Origin of the sequence: Amycolatopsis sp. NPDC052450, from assembly GCF_044547565.1 — a bacterium.
Classification (GTDB): Bacteria; Actinomycetota; Actinomycetes; order Mycobacteriales; family Pseudonocardiaceae; genus Amycolatopsis.
The window spans coordinates 18,672-40,809 of sequence record NZ_JBIUAQ010000033.1 but is presented as its reverse complement, the minus strand read 5'-3'; the positions used below and the strand labels follow the sequence as shown (position 1 = coordinate 40,809).

The 22,138-nt window shown below is 69.4% G+C and carries 4 protein-coding genes; all 4 read left to right on the top strand.

Features of this window, described 5'->3' with window-relative positions:
- Positions 1 to 2: 2 nt before the first annotated feature.
- Positions 3 to 1,955 carry a hypothetical protein gene (locus tag ACIHAO_RS35785; RefSeq protein WP_396565498.1) on the top strand — a complete coding sequence of 651 codons (1,953 nt, stop codon included), beginning with the start codon at positions 3 to 5 and terminating at the stop codon, positions 1,953 to 1,955.
- 12 nt (positions 1,956 to 1,967) lie between these two features.
- Positions 1,968 to 2,285, top strand: coding sequence for a hypothetical protein (locus ACIHAO_RS35780; RefSeq protein WP_396565496.1), 318 nt, complete (start codon positions 1,968 to 1,970; stop codon positions 2,283 to 2,285).
- A gap of 26 nt (positions 2,286 to 2,311) precedes the next feature.
- A complete protein-coding gene (locus ACIHAO_RS35775; RefSeq protein ID WP_396565494.1) occupies positions 2,312 to 3,406 on the top strand; it encodes a hypothetical protein in 1,095 nt (364 codons plus the stop codon).
- Positions 3,407 to 3,627: 221 nt separating this feature from the next.
- Entirely contained in the window at positions 3,628 to 22,038 is an 18,411-nt protein-coding gene (locus ACIHAO_RS35770) for a hypothetical protein (RefSeq protein ID WP_396565492.1), read from the top strand.
- The last annotated feature ends 100 nt before the right edge of the window (positions 22,039 to 22,138 follow it).

Here is a 22,138-nt window from a genome sequence, read left to right as displayed (position 1 = left end):
CGGTGATCCTGGGCGGGCCGGACACGAGAACGTGGGTGTGGGAGCAGGCGCTCAACATCTTCACCGTGGAACCCCACTTCCCCGTGGTTCCTTCGCGCGAAGACATCATCAAGAAGACCTGGCTGAAGTGGGGTACCCACACGCATATCCGCGGACCGAGCAACAAGGTGCCGACGAACCTGATCCACGCCGAAATCATGACGCTGTACACGTCGTACTACGCCACCGCGGACGCGACCCCGGAGCTGACCGGGCTGGTGACGACCTTTTCGGCCAACAGCGACAAGATCGTGGACTCCCTGCGAGACGACTCCAACGACATCGCCAAACGGCTCACGTTCGCGAAGGCGGCGAACACGCTCGGCGGGACGGCGAATCTGTTGTTCGCGCAACTGTCCCCGCTGGAGACCTGGCGGGACAAGACCGGTCGCCGCGGCGACGACTTCCAAGGCGCCGGAGCCGCGGCGTTCCGGACGGTGCTGGACGGTCTCGCCTGCAAATGCCGCGACCTGATCGAACAGATGAGCCGGGAACGCAAGTCGTGGGACGCGCTCCACGAGGCGAAGGATCTGCTGGAGCACGCCGCCAAGCTCCTCTACGACGGGCGTGCGAGGTGGCAGGGAAGTGAGAGCTTCACCTACGACACCGGACTGGGTTTCCCCGTCACCGGGCCGGGAACGGAGCTGTCCACCCCCGCCGGGGTGATACGCGCGATCTGGCAGGCACCCGCGCTGGTCAAGGACATCGGCAGCCACCAGGCCCACAGCTACTTCGCGGACGCGGTGGGGGACAACACCCCGGCGAGCAAGCTCCTCGGCGGCAAGCTGAGTGAGACCGGACCGCGGGAAAAGCTGGAACAGGCGGCGAAGAAGGTCTGGCGAGACCACCTCGTCATGGTGGACAGCCCGGGTGCCAGCGCGGTGGGCTTGCTGTTCGTGACCTTCTCGGTGGCCATGCGGTACCTGCCGGAGATCCGGACACCGGTCCACCTCGACCTCTCCGGCGGTTCCGGTGACGGTGGCACCGGCGACGGCGGCCCGGGGGACGGCGGACCCGGACCCGGCCCCGGTGGAGACGGCCCGGCCAAGGACGACGGGCCGATGATCACCACCAAATCTTCGGCGCCACCGCCACCGCCGCCGTTCATCAGCAAGGGACCCCCGGTTCCCGGCGGGCCGGACCTCCGGATCGGCGGGCCGGGCACGGGTCTGAAGGTGCCCAGCGGTTCGTACGTCGGCAGAGACGGCATCGTCATCGGTCCTGACGGCAAACCCGTGCTGGGACCCGACGGCAGGCCGATCATCGTCCCGCCCGGCTCCCGGGTGAACGGGAACGGCGAGATCATCGGCCCGAGAGGCACCGGGAACCTCGACCAGAAAGACCGGCTGCGCAAGCCTTATCCGGCGCCGGAGGGCGTCCGGATCGGGAGCAACGGGGAGTCGGCGCTGGAGCGGCACCTCAAGTCGCTGCGGCGCACGCCTCCTCCGCAGTCGCCGCCGCCGCGCGCACCGGACTCGCTGCCGATCACGATGTCGAGGTACGACCCGCAGGCGAACTTCCACAGTGGACCGGGCTCGCTCGGCGGTGGCAGGGTCGGTGTGGCGCCGGAAGCGTCTTCGCCGGGCGGGAAGACGGTGACTCCGCCCACCACGGGGCAGGGGCCGCTCGGCGGCCCCAAGGGCACCTCGGGCAACGGCGTGCCGTTCTACCCGCCGACGGCCGGCGGCCCCGGCGGTGCGGGGCAAGGGAAGAGCGAACGCGACCGGACGACGTGGCTTGCCGAGGACGAGGAGACCTGGGGCACCGATCCGACGGTCGCGCCCGCCGTGCTGGGCAGACGCGGTCGCCGGTCGCGCGCGGCCGTCCAGCAGAGCACGAACCCGGAACACGACTACACGTTCGGGTTCGGCCAGAAACCCGCTGCCGGCCACGGTACGGGCACCACCACCGGATGAGGACGGGAGACCATGGCGAACTTCAGCGCGGACCCGAGGGCCATGGAGGTCATTTCCGAGGGATACCGGTCGATCGCGGCGAAGATGTACCGGATCTGCGAACTCGGCCAGGATCGCGTCGATCTGCTGCTCGAAGCCTGCGGCGACGACGAGATGGGTGCGGAGATCAAAGAGAATCTCCATGCCCCGGCGGCGAAGATCGAGGGTGCCTTCACTTCGATCAGCACGGTCGTCGAGAACCAGACCAACGTGACGAAGGGCATGGCGGCGCAACTCGCCGCGGCGGAGAGCGCGAACATCGCGAACGTCCACAAAGGTCTCAAGCGCTAGTCAACGACCAAGGAAGCGGGAACACCATGCCCACGGAGGCAGAGCAGTCCACGGGTGTCGCGGTCGCCGCGGCGGAAGCGGCACCCGCCGTCACGGAAGCGAAGGCGGACACCGGAACCACGTCGTCCGCCACCGGGACCGTCGCCGCGGGCGCGGTTCCCCCGGTCGTGGACGCGAACACCGCGACCGAAGGGTCGGCGCCGGGCCGGATGCCCAAACCGGTGATCGTCGCGGCGGCGGTCGCCGGTGTCGTGCTGGTCGCCCTGCCGATGGCCTTCGGCGGGTTGCTGGGCGACGACAATCCCGGCGACCGAACGAAAGACGCCGGATACGCGCAGGATCTCCCGCCGGGCGGTGGCTTCGTGCCAGGCCTGGCGGCTCCGCCGACGGGTGACTCCGGTGGCCTGCCGGGAAACCAGCCCGGTGCCCAGCCCGGTCAGGCACTCCCGGGTCAGCCGGTCGGCGGTGTCCAGCCCGGACAGGCGGGTGCACCCGCCGAAGCGGGAACACCGGCCGTCCCTGGTGTCCCGGCGGGCGGTGGCGGACCGGGACCGGTGCGACAGCCGCAGAACCAGCCGCAGGGCCCGCCCGCTCCGCCCGCCGCGGCCAAGACGGTGTCCTACGAGGGCACGGCGGGCAGGGGATGCGGTGGTGGCACCGGATTCACCGGCGTCGGTGCCTACAGCGACGGCAAGGCCGGCTGGGTCAACCACGGAAACGGCGGCTGCGGCACGTCGTTCGCGTCCATTCCCATGTCCGGCGACGCGAACAAGGACGACCCGAGCGCGTACGGGCTGTGGACGTTCAACACCGGCCCGGTGACCACCGGAACGTGCGCTGTCACGGTGTTCATCCCGAACGGCGACCTCACCGCCGTCGGCGGCAGCCCGTCGGTCTACCGCGTCTACGACCGGTTCGCGGTGGAGAAGGGCACCCCGGTCGGAACCTTCCAGGTCGACCAGATCGCGAACCGCGGCCGGTGGGTGAGCGTCGGCACGTTCCGGATCAACGGCGCCAAGCTGGCCGTCCAGCTGCTCAACCGGGGCCGGGACTGGTCGGGTTCGAACAAGACCTACGCGCACCACGCGGCGGCGACGGTGAAGGCCAAGTGCCAGGCGTGACTCACCTCTGTCGCGTCACGCCTTGCCGAAGTACATGAAGGCCCCCTTCCTTGCGCTAGACGCAAGGAAGGGGGCCTTCATGTACTTCACGACCAGTCGACGAGATCACGTCCGTCCTACTGTCACCAGGGATCACAGCCGCCGCGATAGGTCACCGAAGTGCGGCTCAGTGAACCGTTCGACCGACGGCGTGCGTTGTCTCCGGTGAAAGGGAGGTAGGCGTGCCCATCAAGGTCGACCGTAGCGACTTCGGCGACGTGCCCGAGTGGGCGCGGACGCTCCTCGAGGTGCTCGGCGTCTCCTGGCCCGCCGCCAACCAGCACAAGTTCCGGCGGGTGGCCCAGGAGTACGACCTGGTGACGGAACAGCTGGCCGGCCTGCCGGACGACATCGCCAGGGTCAAACGCGGGATCGACCAGAAACTGTCGATGCCCCAAGGGGGCGAGGCGTTCGACAAGAGCATGAAGCCGCTCACCGGCGGGACGCCGAATCTGCTGGGTGAACTGGCCGAGGGGACGAAGGGGATCGCCGACGGCTGCCGCAAGGTCGCGTTGGACGTCGAGTACACGAAGTTCTCCGCGATAGGCCAGCTTTTCCTGCTGGCCTATGAGATCGCGATGGAGTACGCCCTCGCGTCCATCACCGCCGGCGCGTCACTCGCGAACCTCACCTGGCATTACGCCCTCACCCGCGGATACCTGCTCGTCCTGTTCAAGATGCTCGTGCGGGCGATCGTGTTCGAGATGTTCATCGGGATCACCGGTGGGCTGATCATCGACGCCGCCGTCCAGCGGCTGCAGCGGGAACGTACCGAATGGGACGACGAAACCACCAAGCAGACGGCGATTTCGGGCGCGATCGGCGGTCTGCTTGGCGGCGCGGTCGGTGAACTCGGGGAGAAGCTGGGCCGCAAGGTCGGCGCCCTGCTCGGCAAGGACTTCGGCAAGATCGCCACTGATGACCTGCTGAAACTGGTCAAGGATCTCAAGCTGCCGGGCGGGGACGAACTCGCCGACAACTGGGTGCGCGACCTCGGCCGCACGCTGACCGATCGGGCGGGTAAACAGCTCACCGATCCGGCGACCGCGTTCACGAAGCGCGCGATCGAGGGCTTCGGCGACGAGGTCGCCGACCGGTTCGGCACCGCGTTCGGCAAGACCCTCGGCGACGACGCTGCCCGGCAACTCGGCAGGGACTACGCGCGCACGTTCGTGGACAACTGGGGCAAGCGCGGCTTGGACGGCACCGGGGCGTTCGGCGACGACCTGCGCCGGGTGCTCGACCCGCACAGCGACAAGATCGGCAAGGACGCCGTCGATCTGCTCGCCGGCCACGTACCGGATGTGCTGTCCCGCAACGTGAATGATCGCCTGGGCGGCAACCTCGCGGCCAGGGCGGCCGAATTCGGCACCACTTTCCTCTTCGAAGGTGTCTCCGGGGTGATGAGCCAGGCGACGATGGCCGCGCTCAACGGCGAGTCCGTGTCGGCGGCGGAGTACGGAATGGGGTTCGTCGGCGGCGTGGTCGGCGGCGCCGTGAGCCACAAACTCGAAGGGATCGGCGAACGAGGACTCGACGCGGCGATCACGTCGATGAAGGAGAAGTTCGGCGGCGTGGGTTCGCTCGGCGACCTCTCGGCGAGCACGACGCCCGACACGAAGAGCGGGACGGATCCGGCCACGGTGACGGCGCCGGCCACCGCGACCAGCGGTCCGAACGCCACGACCACTTCGGACGTCAAGTCCACTTCGGACACACGAGCCACCGCCGAGGCCAAGCCACCCGCGGAGACCAAGTCCACTTCGGACAGCAAGGCCGCCAAGCCGGAGCCGGATGTCAAGCCGGGCAAGACGACCGCGGACGCCAAGCAGCCGGATTCGAAGACCGTGCGCACCACGTCCGACAGCAGGACTCCAGCGGACGAAGAACGTCCGCGCACCCGGCCCTCTCCGCTGCGCACCACGTCCACCGAGGAGCCGCAGGCACCCGGCCAGACCGAGTCGAGTGCGGTCGAAACGGAGACGGCCGAGGCCGTCACCACCGAACAGGTCGCTGAAGCCGAGGTCCCCGAAGTACAAGCGGAAGCCCGCGAAACCGAGCCTGTGCCCGAAGTCGAAGCCGAAGCCGAAGCCGAAGCCGAAGCCGAGCCCGAAGCCGAAGCCGAGACTGAACCCGTCGCGCAGCCGGACGAGGAGGTTCTCGTACTCGCGGACCTGCCGCCGTTCCTCGCCGACGGCCAGGCAGTCGGTTCCGCGCCGGTGCTCGCCGTGGAGGGTGTCGAAGAACTGCGGGACGAACTCGGCAGGCTGCTGCCCGGAGTCGCCCCGGACCGGCTCGACGAGATCGGGAACGCCGTCCGTGACGATTTCGAATCCGTCTTGAGTGGCCTGCACTTCCCGCTCCGTACGGCGGAAGGCTGGCGTGAGGTTACGGTCCGGGCTGTCTTCCGCGGCGACGTGACGAGCGAGCCGAAGGAAAAGACCAAGGCGGACCTCACCGTCCAGTCGGGTGTCACGAACTCGCGGAACATGACCGTTCTCCACGCGGGCGACGTCGGGACGGCCGCCACCGTGCAGGCGCCGGTCGGTCCGTACGGCACCGTGGGCGGCAAGGCGGCGCTGGCGGCGCCGGGCGTGGCACAGACCGTCACCGTGTCCACTTCGGACCAGCGGGCGATCCGCTCCGGTGAGGGTTCCCGCCGCGTGGTCAGGAACGTGGAGTTCACCCTCAGCGTGCATGACGGGGACGGCGCCGAGGCCGGCCGCCCCGTACCGGTTCCGGGCAGCGTCACGCTGCGCCTTCCGGACGACCTGGTGCGGATCGCCCCGCCGTCCGGGGTGACCGCGGCGGACCTGGAGCCCGAGGCCGGTCGCGGACTGGGGAACCCGGTGCCCGAGGCGGTCACCGGCCTCGGCGACGTGTTCACCGGTGCCGCCGGTCTGCTGCACGGTTCCGTGACCGCACTCGGCGCTCCCGGCAGGGACGCGTTGCGCGCGTTCCTCGGCACCGCGAGTGTCAGGGAAAACTTCGGCGCCATGCTGGAAGGCTGGGTGACTTCACCCGCGCTGCTCAGCTCGGACGGCGGCAGGGTGGCCGCGGTCCGGATGAAGGCCGTCCTGACCAGGGCCGAACTCGTCGGCCCGACGACCGGGACCCAGTTGCGGCTGCACGAATCGGCGACCACCGGGTCGGCCGTTTCGGCCTCGACCAAGCGCGGGTTCGACGCTTCGGCCGCGATCGGTGGCGGAGGCACCGTAGGCGGGGTACGGGTCGCGGCCGGGATCGGCGGCGGCTTCTCCTCGCGGACCGGGGACACCACCACGTCCGGCCGTTCGTCGACCACGAAGGCGGGTATCCAGCTCAAGGACGACATCGGTCTCTACCGGTTCGACGCCACGATCGTCGTGCAGGCCTTGGACGGCGCGGAAACGCCGCCCAGGACGGCGACGGTCTACGCCAGGGTGGGGATGGCGGAAGCCGCCGAGCAGGGCTTGCCGGTGCCGGCGGGCACCGGAAGCGGCCTCACGCCACCGGACAAGACGAAGTTCCAGCCCGCGCATCTCGCCGCGGGGCTCGCGGCGGGCAACGTGCGGGTGGGCCGGTTCGAGGGCGCCGACGGCGTGCTGGCCGAGATTCGCACCAGGCTCGCGGCGGTCGCCCGGTACGCGGATCTCCTGCCGGGCTGGGCCGGGCGGGAGCCGAACGCGGCACGGACGCTGGAGGCGCTGGCCAACGAGCACCGGTTGCAGGCGGCGCTGTCACCGTTGGCGTTGCGCAACCGCATGGACGCGCTGCTGGGGGCGGGGGTGTCGGTGACCCTCGACCGCCGGGGCGACTTCCGGCAGGACCATGTCACCATCACCGTCCGGCTGGAACAGAAGTCGGCCGAACACCGCGGACAGGTCAAGAACCGCGTCGTCCGCAACGCCACGACGACCAGTCCGGCGCTCGGCGCCTCGTCCGCGTCCACCAAGGGCTGGTCGGTCGGCCCGGAGGCCAAGGTGACCGTCGGAGCCGGGACCGTGGCGGCCACGCTGGGCATCGTGCCGACGTTCGCCGCGAAGTACGGCCGCGCCACCACCACCCGGTCCGGAGGGGGGCCGACGGTCGATTCGACCTACCTGAACATCGGCAGCCCCGACTCACAGGTCTTCGAGCACAAAGGCCGCTTCGTCGTTTCCATCACCGCGTATTCCCGTGACCACGCGGTGGTCCGGCACACACTGCCAGGGCTACCCGGGACTCAGGTCCCGCGGGTTCGTACTCTTTGGACGACGCCCGACGAAGAGCAAGGCCCGTACCGGCTTCCGGCGACCTACACGTTGTTGACGGCGGACAGCGTGACGCTGACCGCCGACCCCGGGAAGTTCGCGCCCGGCGCGCCGCGGGTGCGCACACTCGCCCCGCCGCGGTCGATCATCGGGCACTTCCAGGCCCTCGCGCCGCCGGACGTCGGCGAGTGGGTCGGTGTCGAGGCCATCGCGCACACCGGCCACGTCAGCGAAGCGGCCATGGCCGCGCTGGTGGAGGCGTCGGACGGCGACCGCGCGCTCACCCTGCCCGGCAGCGACGCGTGGGCGAGCGTCCAGTCGATGCTGAGCAGCGAGAACATCAAAGCGGCCCTAAGTTCGTTCACCCGTGGGGCGCTGAGCACCGAACTCGTCTATCCCCGGCGGGTGGCCGACAGGGTGGGCAGGATCGGCGTCGTCGCCCGGTTGAGCAACCCCGTCTTCGTCCGCGTCGCCGACGACGCCGGCGCGGAACGCTCCACCGCGGGCGGTTACCGGTTCGAGAGCGGCAAGAGCAAGAGCAGCGGGCCGGCGGTCACCGCCGGGGTCGCGGTCACCGGCGCGGCGACCGGCGACCCCGCGAGTTCCGGTACCGGTGCGGTGACCGGGAAACCGTGGGCGAAGACGACCACCAAGGGCGAGGGTCTCGACATTTCCGCGAGTGTCGACCGCAACGTCACCACGGCTGCCGGTACGCCGAGGGTGCTGGCACGATTCGACATCGCCTTCACCGTGCTCGCCGAGGCGCGGCAGCAGACCGTCGTGGTGCGTCCCGAAGCCCGCGGCGCGGCGCGTTTCGTCGACCTTCCCGGCGCCGCTTTCGTCTGGCTCACCGAGGAACAAGCCCGCCGCTACGGCCTGTTGCCCGCCGAACCGAGAGAGACCGGGAAGCGGACCGAGCGGCTTCCCTCGCCCACGACGCTGCCGGCGTTCCGACCGGGTGCGCTGGGGCTGGGCGCGATCGAGCGGTTGCCGGACCTGTCCGATCTGGTGCCGGCGTTGACCGCGCGGTTGTCCCGTCTCGACGTGCCGTTGCTGCCCGGCAGGTTCCTGGACGACGCGATGAACAACTGGGCTCGGTTGACCGACCTCGTCTCGCCGGACGGCGTGCGGGCACTGGTGGACAGCGCCCTCGACGGAGGCATCCCCCTCCAGGCGCATTTGCCGAAACTGTTCACCGACCGCGGTTTCCAGGTACTGCTGACCGCGCGCGTCGTCGGCGAACCGGCCTTCCGCGAGGTCGTCAACGACGGCCGGACCATCGAGCACAGCACCGCACGCGCGATCCGGACCACCCGGACGGACGGCACGGCCAAGTCGTGGTCGGCTGCGCTGCGGATCGGCGGGCAGGAGAAGTTCTCGGGCGGCGCGACGTCGACCTCGGTCGGCGGGGCGATCACCGACGGTGTCGGAGTCACCAAGACGACCAGCGTCAACGAGGTCACCAGCAGGCAGGACACGCGGCTGAGGACCGGCACCGGACCCGCCGCGCTGTTCGACGTCCCGGTCCAGTTCACCCTCGAGGTGCGCCGCGACGGCACTTTCGTCGCCTCCGGGAGTACCGGCACGAAGAACCTGGGCATCCGGCTGCTGGCCGACAACCTGACACCGGGCTCGGACACCGTCGAGAAATCCGGTCCGGCCAGGTTGTCGCGGCGGGAAGCCCGCCCCGGCGAGCTGCGGACCTGGCGCCGGGGCGGGGTGGCGAAGCTGCCGGAAACGGCGTCGGTGGAGTCCGTGCGCGCCGCCGCGCGGCTGCGCGAGGTCGTGCGGGACACGCTCACCCTCGCCGGGGCGAACAGCGGTATCACCGGCTACGGCACCGGCACGATCAACGCACTGTGGTCCACCCTGAGTCCTCAAGTGCTGCAGGCTTTCCTGCCGTCGATGACGAGCGAAAGCCTTCCCGTGCCCGCCCTCCGTGAGGCGGCCGTGCTGCGGGGGGAACGGGCTGACGTCGAGGTGCACGCCCGCCTCACGACCCCTCGCCTGATCGCGTTGAGCGACGGCGTCAACCTGGAAAGCCCGGCGAACGCGACGGCGGCGCGCTCGGCGGAACGCAAGACGGCCGAGGTCGGCGAGGTGACCGTCGGCGGGCCGTCGGTCGCGCCCGTCAAGGAGCCGGCCGGCGTCGGCGGCCTGTTCAGCGGCGCCGAGACACGCTGGGCCGACGAGCCTGCCGCCGCGACGACCGACGGCACGACCGTGTCCGCCGTCGCGAACCTGAAACCGGCGGGACGCACCGCGCTGGTCCGGTTCGACGTGGACTACCGGATCGTGGTCAAGGTCGGCGGCCGCACCGAGGTGGTCGACCTCGCGCTGCCCGCCTCGGCGGACGTGCGGATGCCGGTCGGCGATCTGACGGACGTCACCGGCCAGAAGGTTTCGCGCCTGCTGAAGGCACGACAGGGACGGGTCGCCCGGACGGCGAAGTCGTGGCGCGAGGCCGAGACCGGTGCCCAGCGGCACCGCCTCCAGGCCCAGGCGCTGATCCGGGAACTGGGGGTCGGCATCGACTGGCCCGCCACGGTCACCGCGGCACGGGCGGAGCGTCCCGGCAGGATCGAAGAGCGGCACCACAAGTACTCGCGCCGAACCGAACAAGCCTTGCGGGAGGCCGAAAACCTCGCCGACGCCGCGCGGGCGCGGCTCGAACTCGTGCGCTCCGCCACCGACGCGCTGCAAGCCGATCTGGAGGCCACGGCGGACGATGCCGGCGACCTCGCCCGTGAGACCGTCGAGGAGGCCGAGGTCCAGCGCGCCGCCGCGACCGACGAGGTGGCCAGGACCCAAGCGGTACTGCAGGCCGCGTGGCTGGACCTCGTCGAGTCCAAACAGGACGCGTGGTGGCTGGCGAAAGACGCGCTGGACGCCGAATTCGCGCGGCTGGCGGCACAGCCGGCGTCGCCGGAAGACGAGGCGTGGCGCCACAGCCGGGCCACCGGCGCGCCGTGGTTCACCGTGGCGGAGCCGCTCGGGCCGGAGCAGTGGGAGCCGCTGCGGGCGAAGACGCCGAGGCGGGCGGTGGCCACCGAGACCGCCGACGTGCTCACCACGCTGCGCACCGGGCCGGACAAGCGCTACGACGGCGTGATCCGGTACGGCGTCAGCAGATTCAAGGTCGGCGAGCGCCACGTCACCGAATTCACCGTGCCGATCAACCTCGTGCCGGGGCCGGGTGTCACCGGCGATCAGCTCACCGCCTTGCGCGAACGGGCACGGACAGGGATCGAAACCCTGATCAACGAACGTCACGGCTTGCCGAACGGCGACCAGCTGCACGTCCGCGTCGAATTCACCGACGACAGGCTGCCCAGTGCGAACGGCGAACCGAGGTACCGCGCGTACGACGTGGTCGCGCGCGCCGACGAGCGCACCACCCAGACCACCTGGCGGCCGGACGCCACACCGGAAGAGCTGGCCCACGAACTGCTCCACTACCTCGGCGTGCCCGACGAGGAGCACGACCCGGACCGGGTGTTCCTGAGCAAGGAAGACGACGGCACGTCGGGTGTCGTCACCGGCGACGGCGGCATCATGGGGGCCGGCGTGGTCGAACCGGGGCAGGTACCGAAGCTGCTGCCGCGACACGCCTGGCAGATCCAGCACGTCCTGGAAAGCCAGCTCGGGGTGGAAAGCCGGCTCGGAGACCCCGGCAGGGACGACCTTCCGGGAGCGCCGCCGTCCGTGCTCACCGACCTCCAGCGGGCGATCCTGACCCGGGATCGGCGCGAAGTCTTCACGGTCGGCGGCGACACGGTGCAGTCGAACCTGATCGAGGCGATCGCCAGGACCTTGGCGCCCGATTCGCCTTCGCGTCAGGCGGAACTGCGGGAACTGGGCGCCTCGCTGCGGGACGCGACCCCGAAGGAGGTCGCGCGGGCGCTGAACGTCCGGTTGCGGCTGATGACCGAGCGCGGGACGATCGTCTTCCTCGGCCCCGCACACGGCGAGCCGGTGCGCGTGGTCCTCTCGCCCTCGGCCGGCTTCCTGGCCACCCGCCTCGTCCCGGGGGAGGCGGAGACGAGGCCGCCGGCGAGGCGGGCCCCGGTCAACCACACGCTCGGCGAGCCGGACGGTGGCGGCCAGGCCGAGATCGCCGATCTCGGTGACGAGGACGCCGAGCCCGCGTTGCCCGGCACCGACGAGTACGCGGCCCGCTACGAGGCCGTCTTCGCCGGATTGCCGAACCTGGTGACCGCCGGCGCCGGGCTTGGCGGGCTGTCGCGGATCGCCGAGGGCGGACGGCTCGAGAACCACATCGAGGCCGTCCTCGGCTCGGACGAGATTTCCGCCCTGCTGGGCCGGATCGACGCGGGGCTGACCGATCCGGACGTCCGCGCGAAGGTGCGGTCGCTGGTCAACGACGCCGTGCTGGTGACGTCGCTGATGCCGGCGCGGGAGCGGGACGTCCGGGACAATTCCCGGCTCGGCCTGGGGACCGTGCGCGATCGCCGGGTCGTGCAGCCGCTGTCGATCGACAGGCTGCGGCAGGTGCTCGGCGACCTGGCGGTGAACCTGGAAGCGGGCAGGGATCCGTTCACCTTCCCCGGATCGACGGTGCGGGGGATCGAGTACCGGCCGGAAGAGGAGCTGCCGTCCCGTCTCGCCAGGCTGGGACTCACCAACGTCGGCCCGGAGGCACGGGTCACCCTGCGGAACAGCCCGCTCTTCGAAGCGCTGCTGGCGAATCCCGCCGCGATGACCGAGGCGCTGTTCGCCACCACCGGCCACGACGAGCAGCACTTCATGAACACCTGCGAAGCGGCGGCCACGAACACCGACATCCGGAGCGTGGTCCCGACCATCGCGGGTCTGCTGATGGTGGGCCGCGGCGTCGCCGACGAAGTCCGGGAGCAGCTGCGCACGGTACCGAAGGACCAGCTGGACAAGAAGGACCGGCCCTTCGGCCGGACCATCGGCGATCTGGCGGCAAAACGCATAGCTGACGCCGAAAACCGGTTCGACGCCCTCGAGAGGCGAGCGCTCCGGCTCGCGACGGCGGACGCCGCCGATCCCGCCGTCCGCGAGGAATGGGCCCGGCTCACCACCCAGTGGGGCCGCACCCTGCAGAAGCTCGCCGGGGTGGTCCGGCTCGACCGGCGCGACGGTTCTTCGGTACCCATCCTGACGAAGAAGATCATTCCCGGGGCTTGGGCGCTGAGTGCTCCGCTTCTGCTGCCGCTCGCCGTGGACCAGCCGATGAGGCGTGCGACCGGACTCGACGACAGTCCTTTTCGTGCCGCCGTCTCCCGGCATCTCGCGCTCGCTCCTCGCGAGCGTTACGAAGGTCAGCTGCGAAACGAGCCGGAGGTGCCGCTTTCGTCTCGGCTCGAGGACCCCGGTTCGTTCTGGCAGTGGCTCCGGTCCGGCACCGGCGTCCGGGTCGGCACGGAGTCCCACCAGATGTTCCTCAAGGCGGCGGAGGTCGGCGGCGAGCGGATGTTCGTCCTCGGTGATCCGAAGAAGTCCCAGTACGACTACCTTTCGGTCGACGGTTTCGTCCGCTGGGCCGGGCGCAACGACCTCGTGGCCGGCCGCGACGTGCTGGCGGACCGCGCCATCGTGGTGCCTTCACGGCCGGATTCGGCGCCGGAACCGGCCGAGGTGCCCGCCGCCGAGACCGTTGAGCCCGAACCACCCGGCGGACTCGCCGTCGAGGTGCTGGCCGAGGCGGAATCGCGCGACTCCGGGATCTGGCTCGCCGACCCCTCGGCCGGCCCGGCCGCGAGGGAAGCACAGCGGAACGCGGTTCTCGCACTCCGCGCGGACCCCCGGTTCTTCACCCTGGTCGCGCACGTCGGCCCCGGTGGCGTCCCCGAGTTCCGCGGACGGCCGATCACCCCCGAGGTGATGGTCGAGATTCTGGCCCGGCTCGCCGAGGACGGTGTCTGGACCGACGGCAAGACCCTGCGGTTCGTCGCCTGTGGACTCGGTTCGCCGGACATCCAGGGCTACGTGTCCACCGTGCTGCACGGACTCGCCGACGAGGGCATCGAGACCGACGCCTACGCGGGCGACACCGCGGTCTGGTCCACGCCCGGCGGGGAAGACGAGCCGGGCGAACTGGTGGTGGCGAGCCGAATCGGCTTCCACCCCGACGGCCGTCCGGTGGTCACCGGCGACGGCCAGTGGCTGCACTTCCGGTTCTCGGGGCACGCCGAGATCGAGGTGACGGAGTACGGCGCGTACCTGGTCGCCGGGGACGAAGACCCGCCGCTCTTCCGGAAGGCGCCGGGCGGATTCGACGTCGTGCCCACCGCCGACGGTGACCTGATCGAGAAGACCATCCCGGGCTCCCTGCCGTTCGGGACCGAGACGGCGGACGGCGGTGGCGTCGGGACCGGGGACACCGTGCGGGCGAACCTGACCGAGTTCGCCGAGGTGGTCGCCGGTCAGCCGGTTCCGCCGCCGGTGGAGGTGCGCGGGCGGGCGGACGATTCGCGGTTCTCCGCGATCGCCAGGACGTTGCGGTCCACTCTGACCCGCGGCGTCCGGCTGTCCGTGATCGCTTCCGCCGAGGAGCGTGACGTCGTCGTTTCCACGATCGTCCCGCACGAGGACACCGGAGAGGTTCCCCGAGAGTTCGAGATCTATTTCGAACAGGGGAACAAGGACTTCCCCTCGGCCGGACGGTCCACTTTGGACGAGGCGGCGACGCTGGTGGCGTCGGAGGCCCGTGAAGGCAATCCCACGGTGAGTGTCGTCGGGTACGGCAACGGGAGTTTCGCGGACAAGGACCAGGCGCGGAGGACGGGGCAGGCACGCGCCGACACCGTCGCGAAGGAGCTGCGTACCGCGATCAGCGGCAAGCTGCCGGGCGATGGCTCGGCGATTCCCCCCATCGTCTCGAGGTCCGGGGGAAGTGACCTCGGTGGCGAGCCGCCGCTGGACGCCGCCGCCGCCCGGCGAGCCCGCCGTCGCGCGGTGATCTCCGTCGAGCTCAACCGGGATCGACCGTTGTCCACTGTGGACGAATTGCCCGTCGTCAGACCCTCCCTCCGGAGCCGGAACCTGTCCGGAACGTCGACGAGGTCGACGGGCACCATCAACTCCGTCGTGGTCGACGACCTCTATCCGGGCAGGATATTGCCCAGGGACATCGCCTCCATCGGGCAACGGGAGGTGCTTCGCATCCACGGTGCGGAACCGGTCTTCATCGGAGACGAGGCCCCGCACATCACCTTTCGCAAGGCCGTCGCGGCCGGACTGTCGGACCGGGCGCCACTCGAATACAAGCGCATCACCGGCGAAATCGCGAAGTTCGCGGAGAGCAACCCTGCCGACACCGACCTCGAGAGGTTCGCGGAGGCCGCCGGGGTTCGCGTCCACGTTCTCGGTTCCGACGGGGCCTGGCGGGAGAGCATCGGCCCGGAGACCGGGCGTCCCGTGCACCTCTTGCTCGCGGAGCTCGACGGCCGGGACAACTACCTCGGCATGAAAGAGAACGTCCACATAGGACGGCCCTTCGTGAGTTACCCCGGTTCCTCGGTGCTCGTGGCCAAGGACGAGGGCAAGGTCGTGCACAAGGTCGTGCACCGCGGTGAATTCGAGATCGAGACCGTCAAGGGCGAGCACTACGTCCGCCTCTACACCGCGGTGCTGGCCCCCGTCAAGCGGGATTCGGAGCACAAGGACGTGCACCAGGAGCCGGGCGGCAAGGTCGAGCCGTTCAGCGGTCAGGGCGGCGGAGGCCAGAAGACGACCTTCTGGGTCGGCGGCGGCCGCCCGCTGCGGGCGGTGCAATGGATCTCCAAGTACGAGACCGACGTCAACCGGGTGGCCGACAAGCCTTCCGCCCTGCGTTCGTTCCTGGCGCCGCTCGACCTGTTCCTGGAAGCCAGCCGCCAGGCCACCATCGAGTCCGAGTCCTCGTCCAACACTCTTTCGATGAACGTCGACCAGAACGGCGACACCAACCAGTTCGGGCTGCGCGGTGAGGACTTCGCTCGCTTGCAGAAGCAAGCCCTCTCAGGCTCGCTCGTCACCTATACCCATGGCGCCGACGAGCACACGATGCCGGAAGTCGCCGGCCGTCAGGAAGACATCTCCGATCTCTACGCCCGGCTGGGTCTTCGCCCGGATTTCAAGTCCGATGAGCTGGGTCAGGAAAACGACCCGTGGTTCACCTGGAAGTCGGGTCGCAAGTACTTCCGCAACGATCCGGTCGCCTTGCGGAGCCTGGCGAGGACGCTCAGCAATCATTACCACACCTGGAAGAAGTCACCCGAAGCCTTCTTCAGCCCAGCCACCGACGTCATTCCCGAGCCCAAGAGCAAGAAACCGGCGAAGAAACCGGCGGAGAAACCGAAAGACCGCGTTCCGGAGATGCACACCTTCCTCAACACCCACGGTCCTGGAAAGGAGGCCATCAACCAGCTCAAAACGCGAATCGACACGGCGATCGACGCGGCCGTCCATGGCAACGCCCCGCAGGGGGTGCTGGTGAACCTCGTCGAGCTCAAGAAGACCGTCCTCAAGGAGATCGAGGAGACCCTCAAGCCGCCGCAGCCGGTCCTGACCGCGGTGATCAAGGCCGCCGTTCCGGAGAACACCCCGCATTACGACAACCTCGACAACCTCCGGTCGGCCCTCGCCGCTCATCCGCGCATCGTGACCGATATGGCGACTGTCGTCACCGAGGCCGTGCGAGCCTGTCTCGTGACACAGCTCGGCCCGGGAGCGTCAGAATCCCCCTACGTCAAGAAAGTGCTTGAGAGCGTCGAAGGCGCGGTAGCAGGCCGGTTCGCGGACTTGGCGGGTGTGTGGGGCAAGGAGACCCTGGACAAGAAGGAAAAGGGGACTCGCGGCTATCTCAGCGGCAAGCGCGGTGACCTGTTCACCGCTGAGATCAGGAATGACTTCGAGAAGAGACTCAAAGGCGACGACTTCGCTGGTTTGACCGCGAGGATCGAGCCCGCCGCTTTCGCCGCTTCACTCATGGAACAAGCCGTGCCCAAGGCCATGCGCCCCGTGGCCTCGGCCGAGCTGATCGGCTTGACGGACGGAGAACTCGGACAGTTCTTCAAGGGCAAACAGGGTGAAGTCGCCAAAGCACTGGTGACGGAACTGCGGGGCAAGAAGGCCGCGGGCAAGCTCGTCGATCCCGCCTTCTGGGATACCTTTGTGGACTCGGTCGGCAACGCCGTACAGGCGGAGACGCTGCTGACCGGCTTCACGTTCACCGGGGTCAGCCGCGACAAAGCCGACGAGTTCATGGACAAGGTGCCCGAATTCGCCACCCAGGCCGAGATCGGCTCCCTCATCGCCACCGACGAACGCCGGATCAAGGAGGACTTCAACACCCGCCAGTTCCAGCTCGCCGCGGGCCGTGTCGAAGGCGTGGGACACCGCGAACGCGTGCCGTATGCGAACGACTACGGCCGTTGGCTCAAAGAACACGTCCTCGGCTACACCCGCAAACACGATCCCGAGGTGTTCGCGGGGCAACAAGCCATCGGTCTCGCGTTGGCCGAGACGATCAGCGCCCAGCTGAGGGAGCCGCGCGACCGGTCCGGAAAGGAGATCGTCGACCAACTCGTCACGAAGCTGGACGAGGGAATCGCCGATCCGCACGACCGGCTGGCGCGCAAGTTCGCCGAGACGACCAAAAAGAACGTCACTCCCGGTCGCACCGGTCAGGAGAAGCTGAACACCTTCGGCGAGCACGCCCAGATGGTGATCAACCAGTACCTCAAGATCACCCGGGATCACGAGGACGGCGCCCGGTTCGTGTCGCGTGAAGCGATCGTCAAGGCGATCCTGTTCCACGACATGGAGAAGGTGAACTCCAAAAACCAGTACGGCGAGGAGCAGACCCAGCACGACAAGGAGCCCGAGCACCGCGGCGCCATCGAGCAGATGTGGCGCTACGAGGGGCTCTGGGCGAACCGTCGCGATTTCGAGATCGCCTGCAGGTTCGTCGACTCCGACCCGTTCGGCTACTACTTCCGTGGCCTCAACGGTATGACCAAGGAGGGTGTGTACGACTTCGTGCGCGATGTCGCCTACTGGGCGAAGCGTCCCGATGGGACCGCGCCCGGTGCCGCCGACATACGGAACCTCTTCCGTGAATTCCACCAGTACTACCAGGCCGATTTCTCGTCCTACAGCGAGCAGGCGAAGTTCGTCCACGATGACGAGCAGGACGTGCGGAGTGGTTACGACAAGCTGACAGGCATGGCCGTCGAGGACGGCGAACACGTGCCGGTGGGCGGTGAGCACCGGCTCGCCTATTCCCCCGAGAGTACTGGCAAGAAGCTCTCGTTCGAGGCGAGGTACCGGGAACTCGCGGCTGTGTTCGACGCCGCTGTCGAAGCGGAGCGAAAGGCGCTTTCCGCCGCCGAGCCGGTTCCGCCGCCGGTGCCTCAACCGTCTACAGTGGACATTCCCGGATCCGACGCCGTGTTCGCCGCGCTGGTGCCCTCGCCAGGGATCGCCACCGTTCCGCTCGAAGGGAATCGCGGGATCCGGCTGGACGATCCGACTCTGGCCGGGGTGGTCGGCCGATTCCCCGCGGACGAGCGGTTCTTCACCTTCCTCGCGCACGGGGACGCCGACGGGTTCCCGGTCCGCGGTGGCTTCGGATCCGGGAGCGTACGCCTCAGCCCGTCCGAGGTGGCGGCGATGCTGGTGCGTGCCAGGGACGAAGGCCGGTGGGACGGCGTGAAGCCGTTGCTGTTCGCGTCGTGCGGAGCCGGGGGTGGCCACGGGGAGTCTTTCGCGGCGCGGGTGCTGAAGGAGTTGAAGGCCTCGGGGATCGACGCCGAGGCGATCGCTCCGGATGGTCCGGTGTACTTCGTGCCCGGCCTGGCGACGACCGAGGGAGCGGGGCAGCTGGTCGTGGCGGGCGGGGTCGGCGTGGACGCGACGGGCCATCCGGTGGTGGAACCGGGCGGGAACTGGATGCGCTTCACCGATGCTACCGAAACGGCGCTGCCGATCGGCGCGCACATCGTGCCGGGGGAGGGTCCGGAGTGGCACGTCAAGGAGCGGCCCGACGGCTATGAAGCCGGGGTCCCCGTGAAGCCGCTGGACGGGGCGCTGAAACTCCTCGACACCGACACGTATGAGGTCTACTTCGACGAGCGGGCCACGGAAGTTCCGGAAGCCGCACGGTCCACTTTGGACGAAATCGCTCGCTCGGTGGCGGCAGGTCTCCGAGAGACCGGCACGCCGCCGTCGGTCCTCGTCGCCGGATACGGGAACGGCGGTGCGGTGGGCGGCGGTCAAGCGGTGCGGACCGGGCAGGCCCGTGCCGACGCGGTCGAGAGGGCGCTGCGCGAAGCCGTCGACCGTGTGCTTGAAGCCGATCCGGCCCTTGCCGCCGATATCGAGATCACCGTCGTCTCGCACGGGCGGAAACTCGGCGACGGCCCGCTTCCGCGAGGAAAGACTGCGCAACAGGCCCGCCGTCGCGTGGTGATCACCGTCGACCTCGCGCCGGCGCGGCGGTCCCCGGAACCACCGGCACTCGCGCCGCTGGGCGAGCGGCTGCCGGGCCTCGGAGCCGAACTCGCGTCGGAGCGTCCTGATCTGTTCGAGCCCGCGCCGGAACCGACAGCCTCATCGGCGATGTCCGCGCCACAGCGGGCCGCCGTCGCGGCGTTGCCCGGCGGCCTGCGGGTCGTGGACACCGCACACGACGGGGACTGCTTCTACAACGCGCTGATCATCACCGTGGGCGAGGCTCGGCTGACCGGCGCGATGGTGGAAGCCGGTGTGGTGCCGGAAGGAACGGCTGCCACCCCCGCGGCGCTGCGGGTGGTCGCGGCAGGCTTCGTCCGGGACCACGCGCAGGAGAACCCCGGACTGTACGAAGCCCTCGGCTACGGCGGCCCCGGTGGTCTCGACCGGATCCGCGAGGACCTCCGGGACGGACACTGGAACAACGATCTCGGTGACCTCGTACCGCAACTCCTGGCGACGCGGCTGAACCTGCGGCTCGCCGTCGTCCAGCCGCCGGGAAACGTTCTGTACCTTCGATCCGGGCAAAGCGAACCGGATCCGGCCGGCTACGGCTTCATCGTGCGGGTACAGGACCCGATCGCGCACTATCTGGCCACGACCAGCGAATCCGGTGAGCGTCCGCCTTCGGTGGCCCCTGAGCCGAGGGCCACCGCGTACCAGGACGCCTTCGTGCCGATCACGGTCGAGTTCGAGGCGGATTCGGCCGAACTGACCGACGGGCAACTGGAAGAACTGCGCCGGTTCGCTTGGCAGGCGGTCGACGTCGTCCACTTCCATCGGCTGCAGCCGTACCTGCTCGCGCCTTCGCCCACCATCGAAATGTCCGGTGCGCCGACCTCCGACGGGAACCTCGACGAGGCCCGGTACGGAGTACTGGAGGATGCGCTGCAAGAGATGATCGGCGAAGCGGTGGCCGCCATACCGGACCTGACCGAAGGCGAGAAGGAGAAACTCGCCGGGGAAATCGAGCTCTCCACCACGACAGGGTCGTCGAGCGAGCCGGGGCGGTACCAGGTTCGGATCGAGGGCGACGACCTGTCCCTCGCCTACCTTCGAGCGCCTTTGCCGGACCCGCTGGTGACCGATTCGTTCCGGGTCGAAAACCCGGCGGGCGAGCCGGTCTTCACGCACCCGTCCGGGTACGCGGTGGAGGTGACGCCGAAATCGGCGCCCTTCCCCGCCCCCGTCCAGGAACTCGTGACCGCCGATCACCTGCCGTTGACGATCGCCGCGGACGTTTCGATCGCGGCGAGCTCCACGAGTCCCAAGGAGTTCTTCGCCGTTCCACAGGTGATCGAGAACGCCCGGCTGGCACTTCTCAAGGCCAACAGCAACATCAAGCTCGTCGAGCACGACGTCGAACTGGTCATCGAGCGTGACGGGGCAGAGCACCGGCTGAACCGGGTGAGCGTCGAGTTCTGGGACAAGCCGTCCGAAATCTGCCGTGACATGGCACAGGAGATCCTGGGCGGTCTTCCGGACATGGTGGTCTTCAGGGACGCGCGGGGACAGGCCGCGGCCGGGAACCTCAGCTCCACCGACGGTATCGAGGTGACGGGTACCCGAGTGCTCGCCGAAGCGCTGGCCGCGGCGGCCGGTGATCCGGACGCGGTCGACGCGGTCGACGTGCGGTGGGCCACGGAGCAGACGGCCAAGGACACCAGGCCCACCGGAGGTACGGAGGGGGCGTTGCTGCCGGGCCGCGAATACGGCGGCGCGATGAGCTATCGGATGTCGAACGCGGCGCGGCGGGCACGGATGGACCAGCTCGCCAGGAAAATCGGTGTCAACGAGCACGCCTGGCCTTCGGTGGGGGAGGCCTATTGCGCCAACTCGATGCCGTACGAAGGCGAAGACGGATCCGCTTGGATGAACCGCGACTTCGCCAAGGGGATCGAGATGGGCGGGACGCCGTGGGGATACCACTTCTCCGCGGTCGTCGCGACGAGCCTGGACGGTGAATCCAACATAACGCTGGAGAATTCGCCCCACACCAAGGTCAGGACCGCGGCCGTCGACGAGGCGATCGACAAGCTCCTGCACGATCACCGGGGCTCGTTCGACACGATCGAAGCGGATCTGGACGCCGCGCTCCAACAGGCGAAGGCGAGCCAAGACCCCGGCACCCCGAGAGCGGAGATGCGGCTTTACGCGGCCAAGAAGTTCAAGGTACTGGCCGAAACGCCGCTCGACGATCCCGGCCACGCGGCCGCGATGGACGAGGCCCGCGGTGCCATGTACAACCTCGCGACCTGGCCGAAGGAACGGGACAACTGGCACTTTCACCTGTTCGGCAGGAAGGCGGGGAACACGTTCCACGAGCAACTCTCGTCGTACCACGACCCGAACGTCCTCTCCATGCCGAACATGCTGAGCGTCGTCGTCTCGGCGGGCCAGGGCAGGGCCACCGACTGGTCGGAGATCGTCTCGTTCGACCCGAGATCGGCGACGCCGCGTGGTGCCGACGCCCAGACCTTCGCCTCCGTCGCGACTCGCCTGGCGAGGTCGGCGATCTGGCGGAGCGACAACGGGTTGCCGATGCCGGTGGTGGACGTCACCGGCTACGGCAACGGCACCGCGGGCGTCCCCGGCCGAGCGATCCGGCGGGGCGAAAGCCGGGCGGCCGCCGTCCGGGACCTCCTGGTGCGGGAGATCGGTGAAGAGCTGGCACGACTCCAGGGTGCCGACCAGGTCGTGCGGGTCGTGTCCGATACCGGACCGGAGCCCGAAGGCGGGCCGACGGTCCTCGTCACAGCACGCTCGAGTGGGCGTGACCTCACCGACGCACCGGAGGATCCGCGAGCGGCACCGGAAGAACGTCGTCGCCGGGCGGTCATCACGGTGCGGCCGGACGGGCCGGCCAGGAGGTCCTGACCGGCGGTTTCGCGTGTTGTCCGCCGATCACGACCCGTGAACTGCCGGGCGGTTCTGCCGCCCTTCCTGCCTGGTGCCCGGCGTCCCGGGCCGGTGTCCT

Excerpts from the sequence above, each read along its gene's own strand:
- ACIHAO_RS35775 (WP_396565494.1), top strand. The coding sequence starts at position 2,312 with ATGCCCACGGAGGCAGAGCAGTCCACGGGTGTCGCGGTCGCCGCGGCG.
- ACIHAO_RS35780 (WP_396565496.1), top strand. The coding sequence starts at position 1,968 with ATGGCGAACTTCAGCGCGGACCCGAGGGCCATGGAGGTCATTTCCGAG.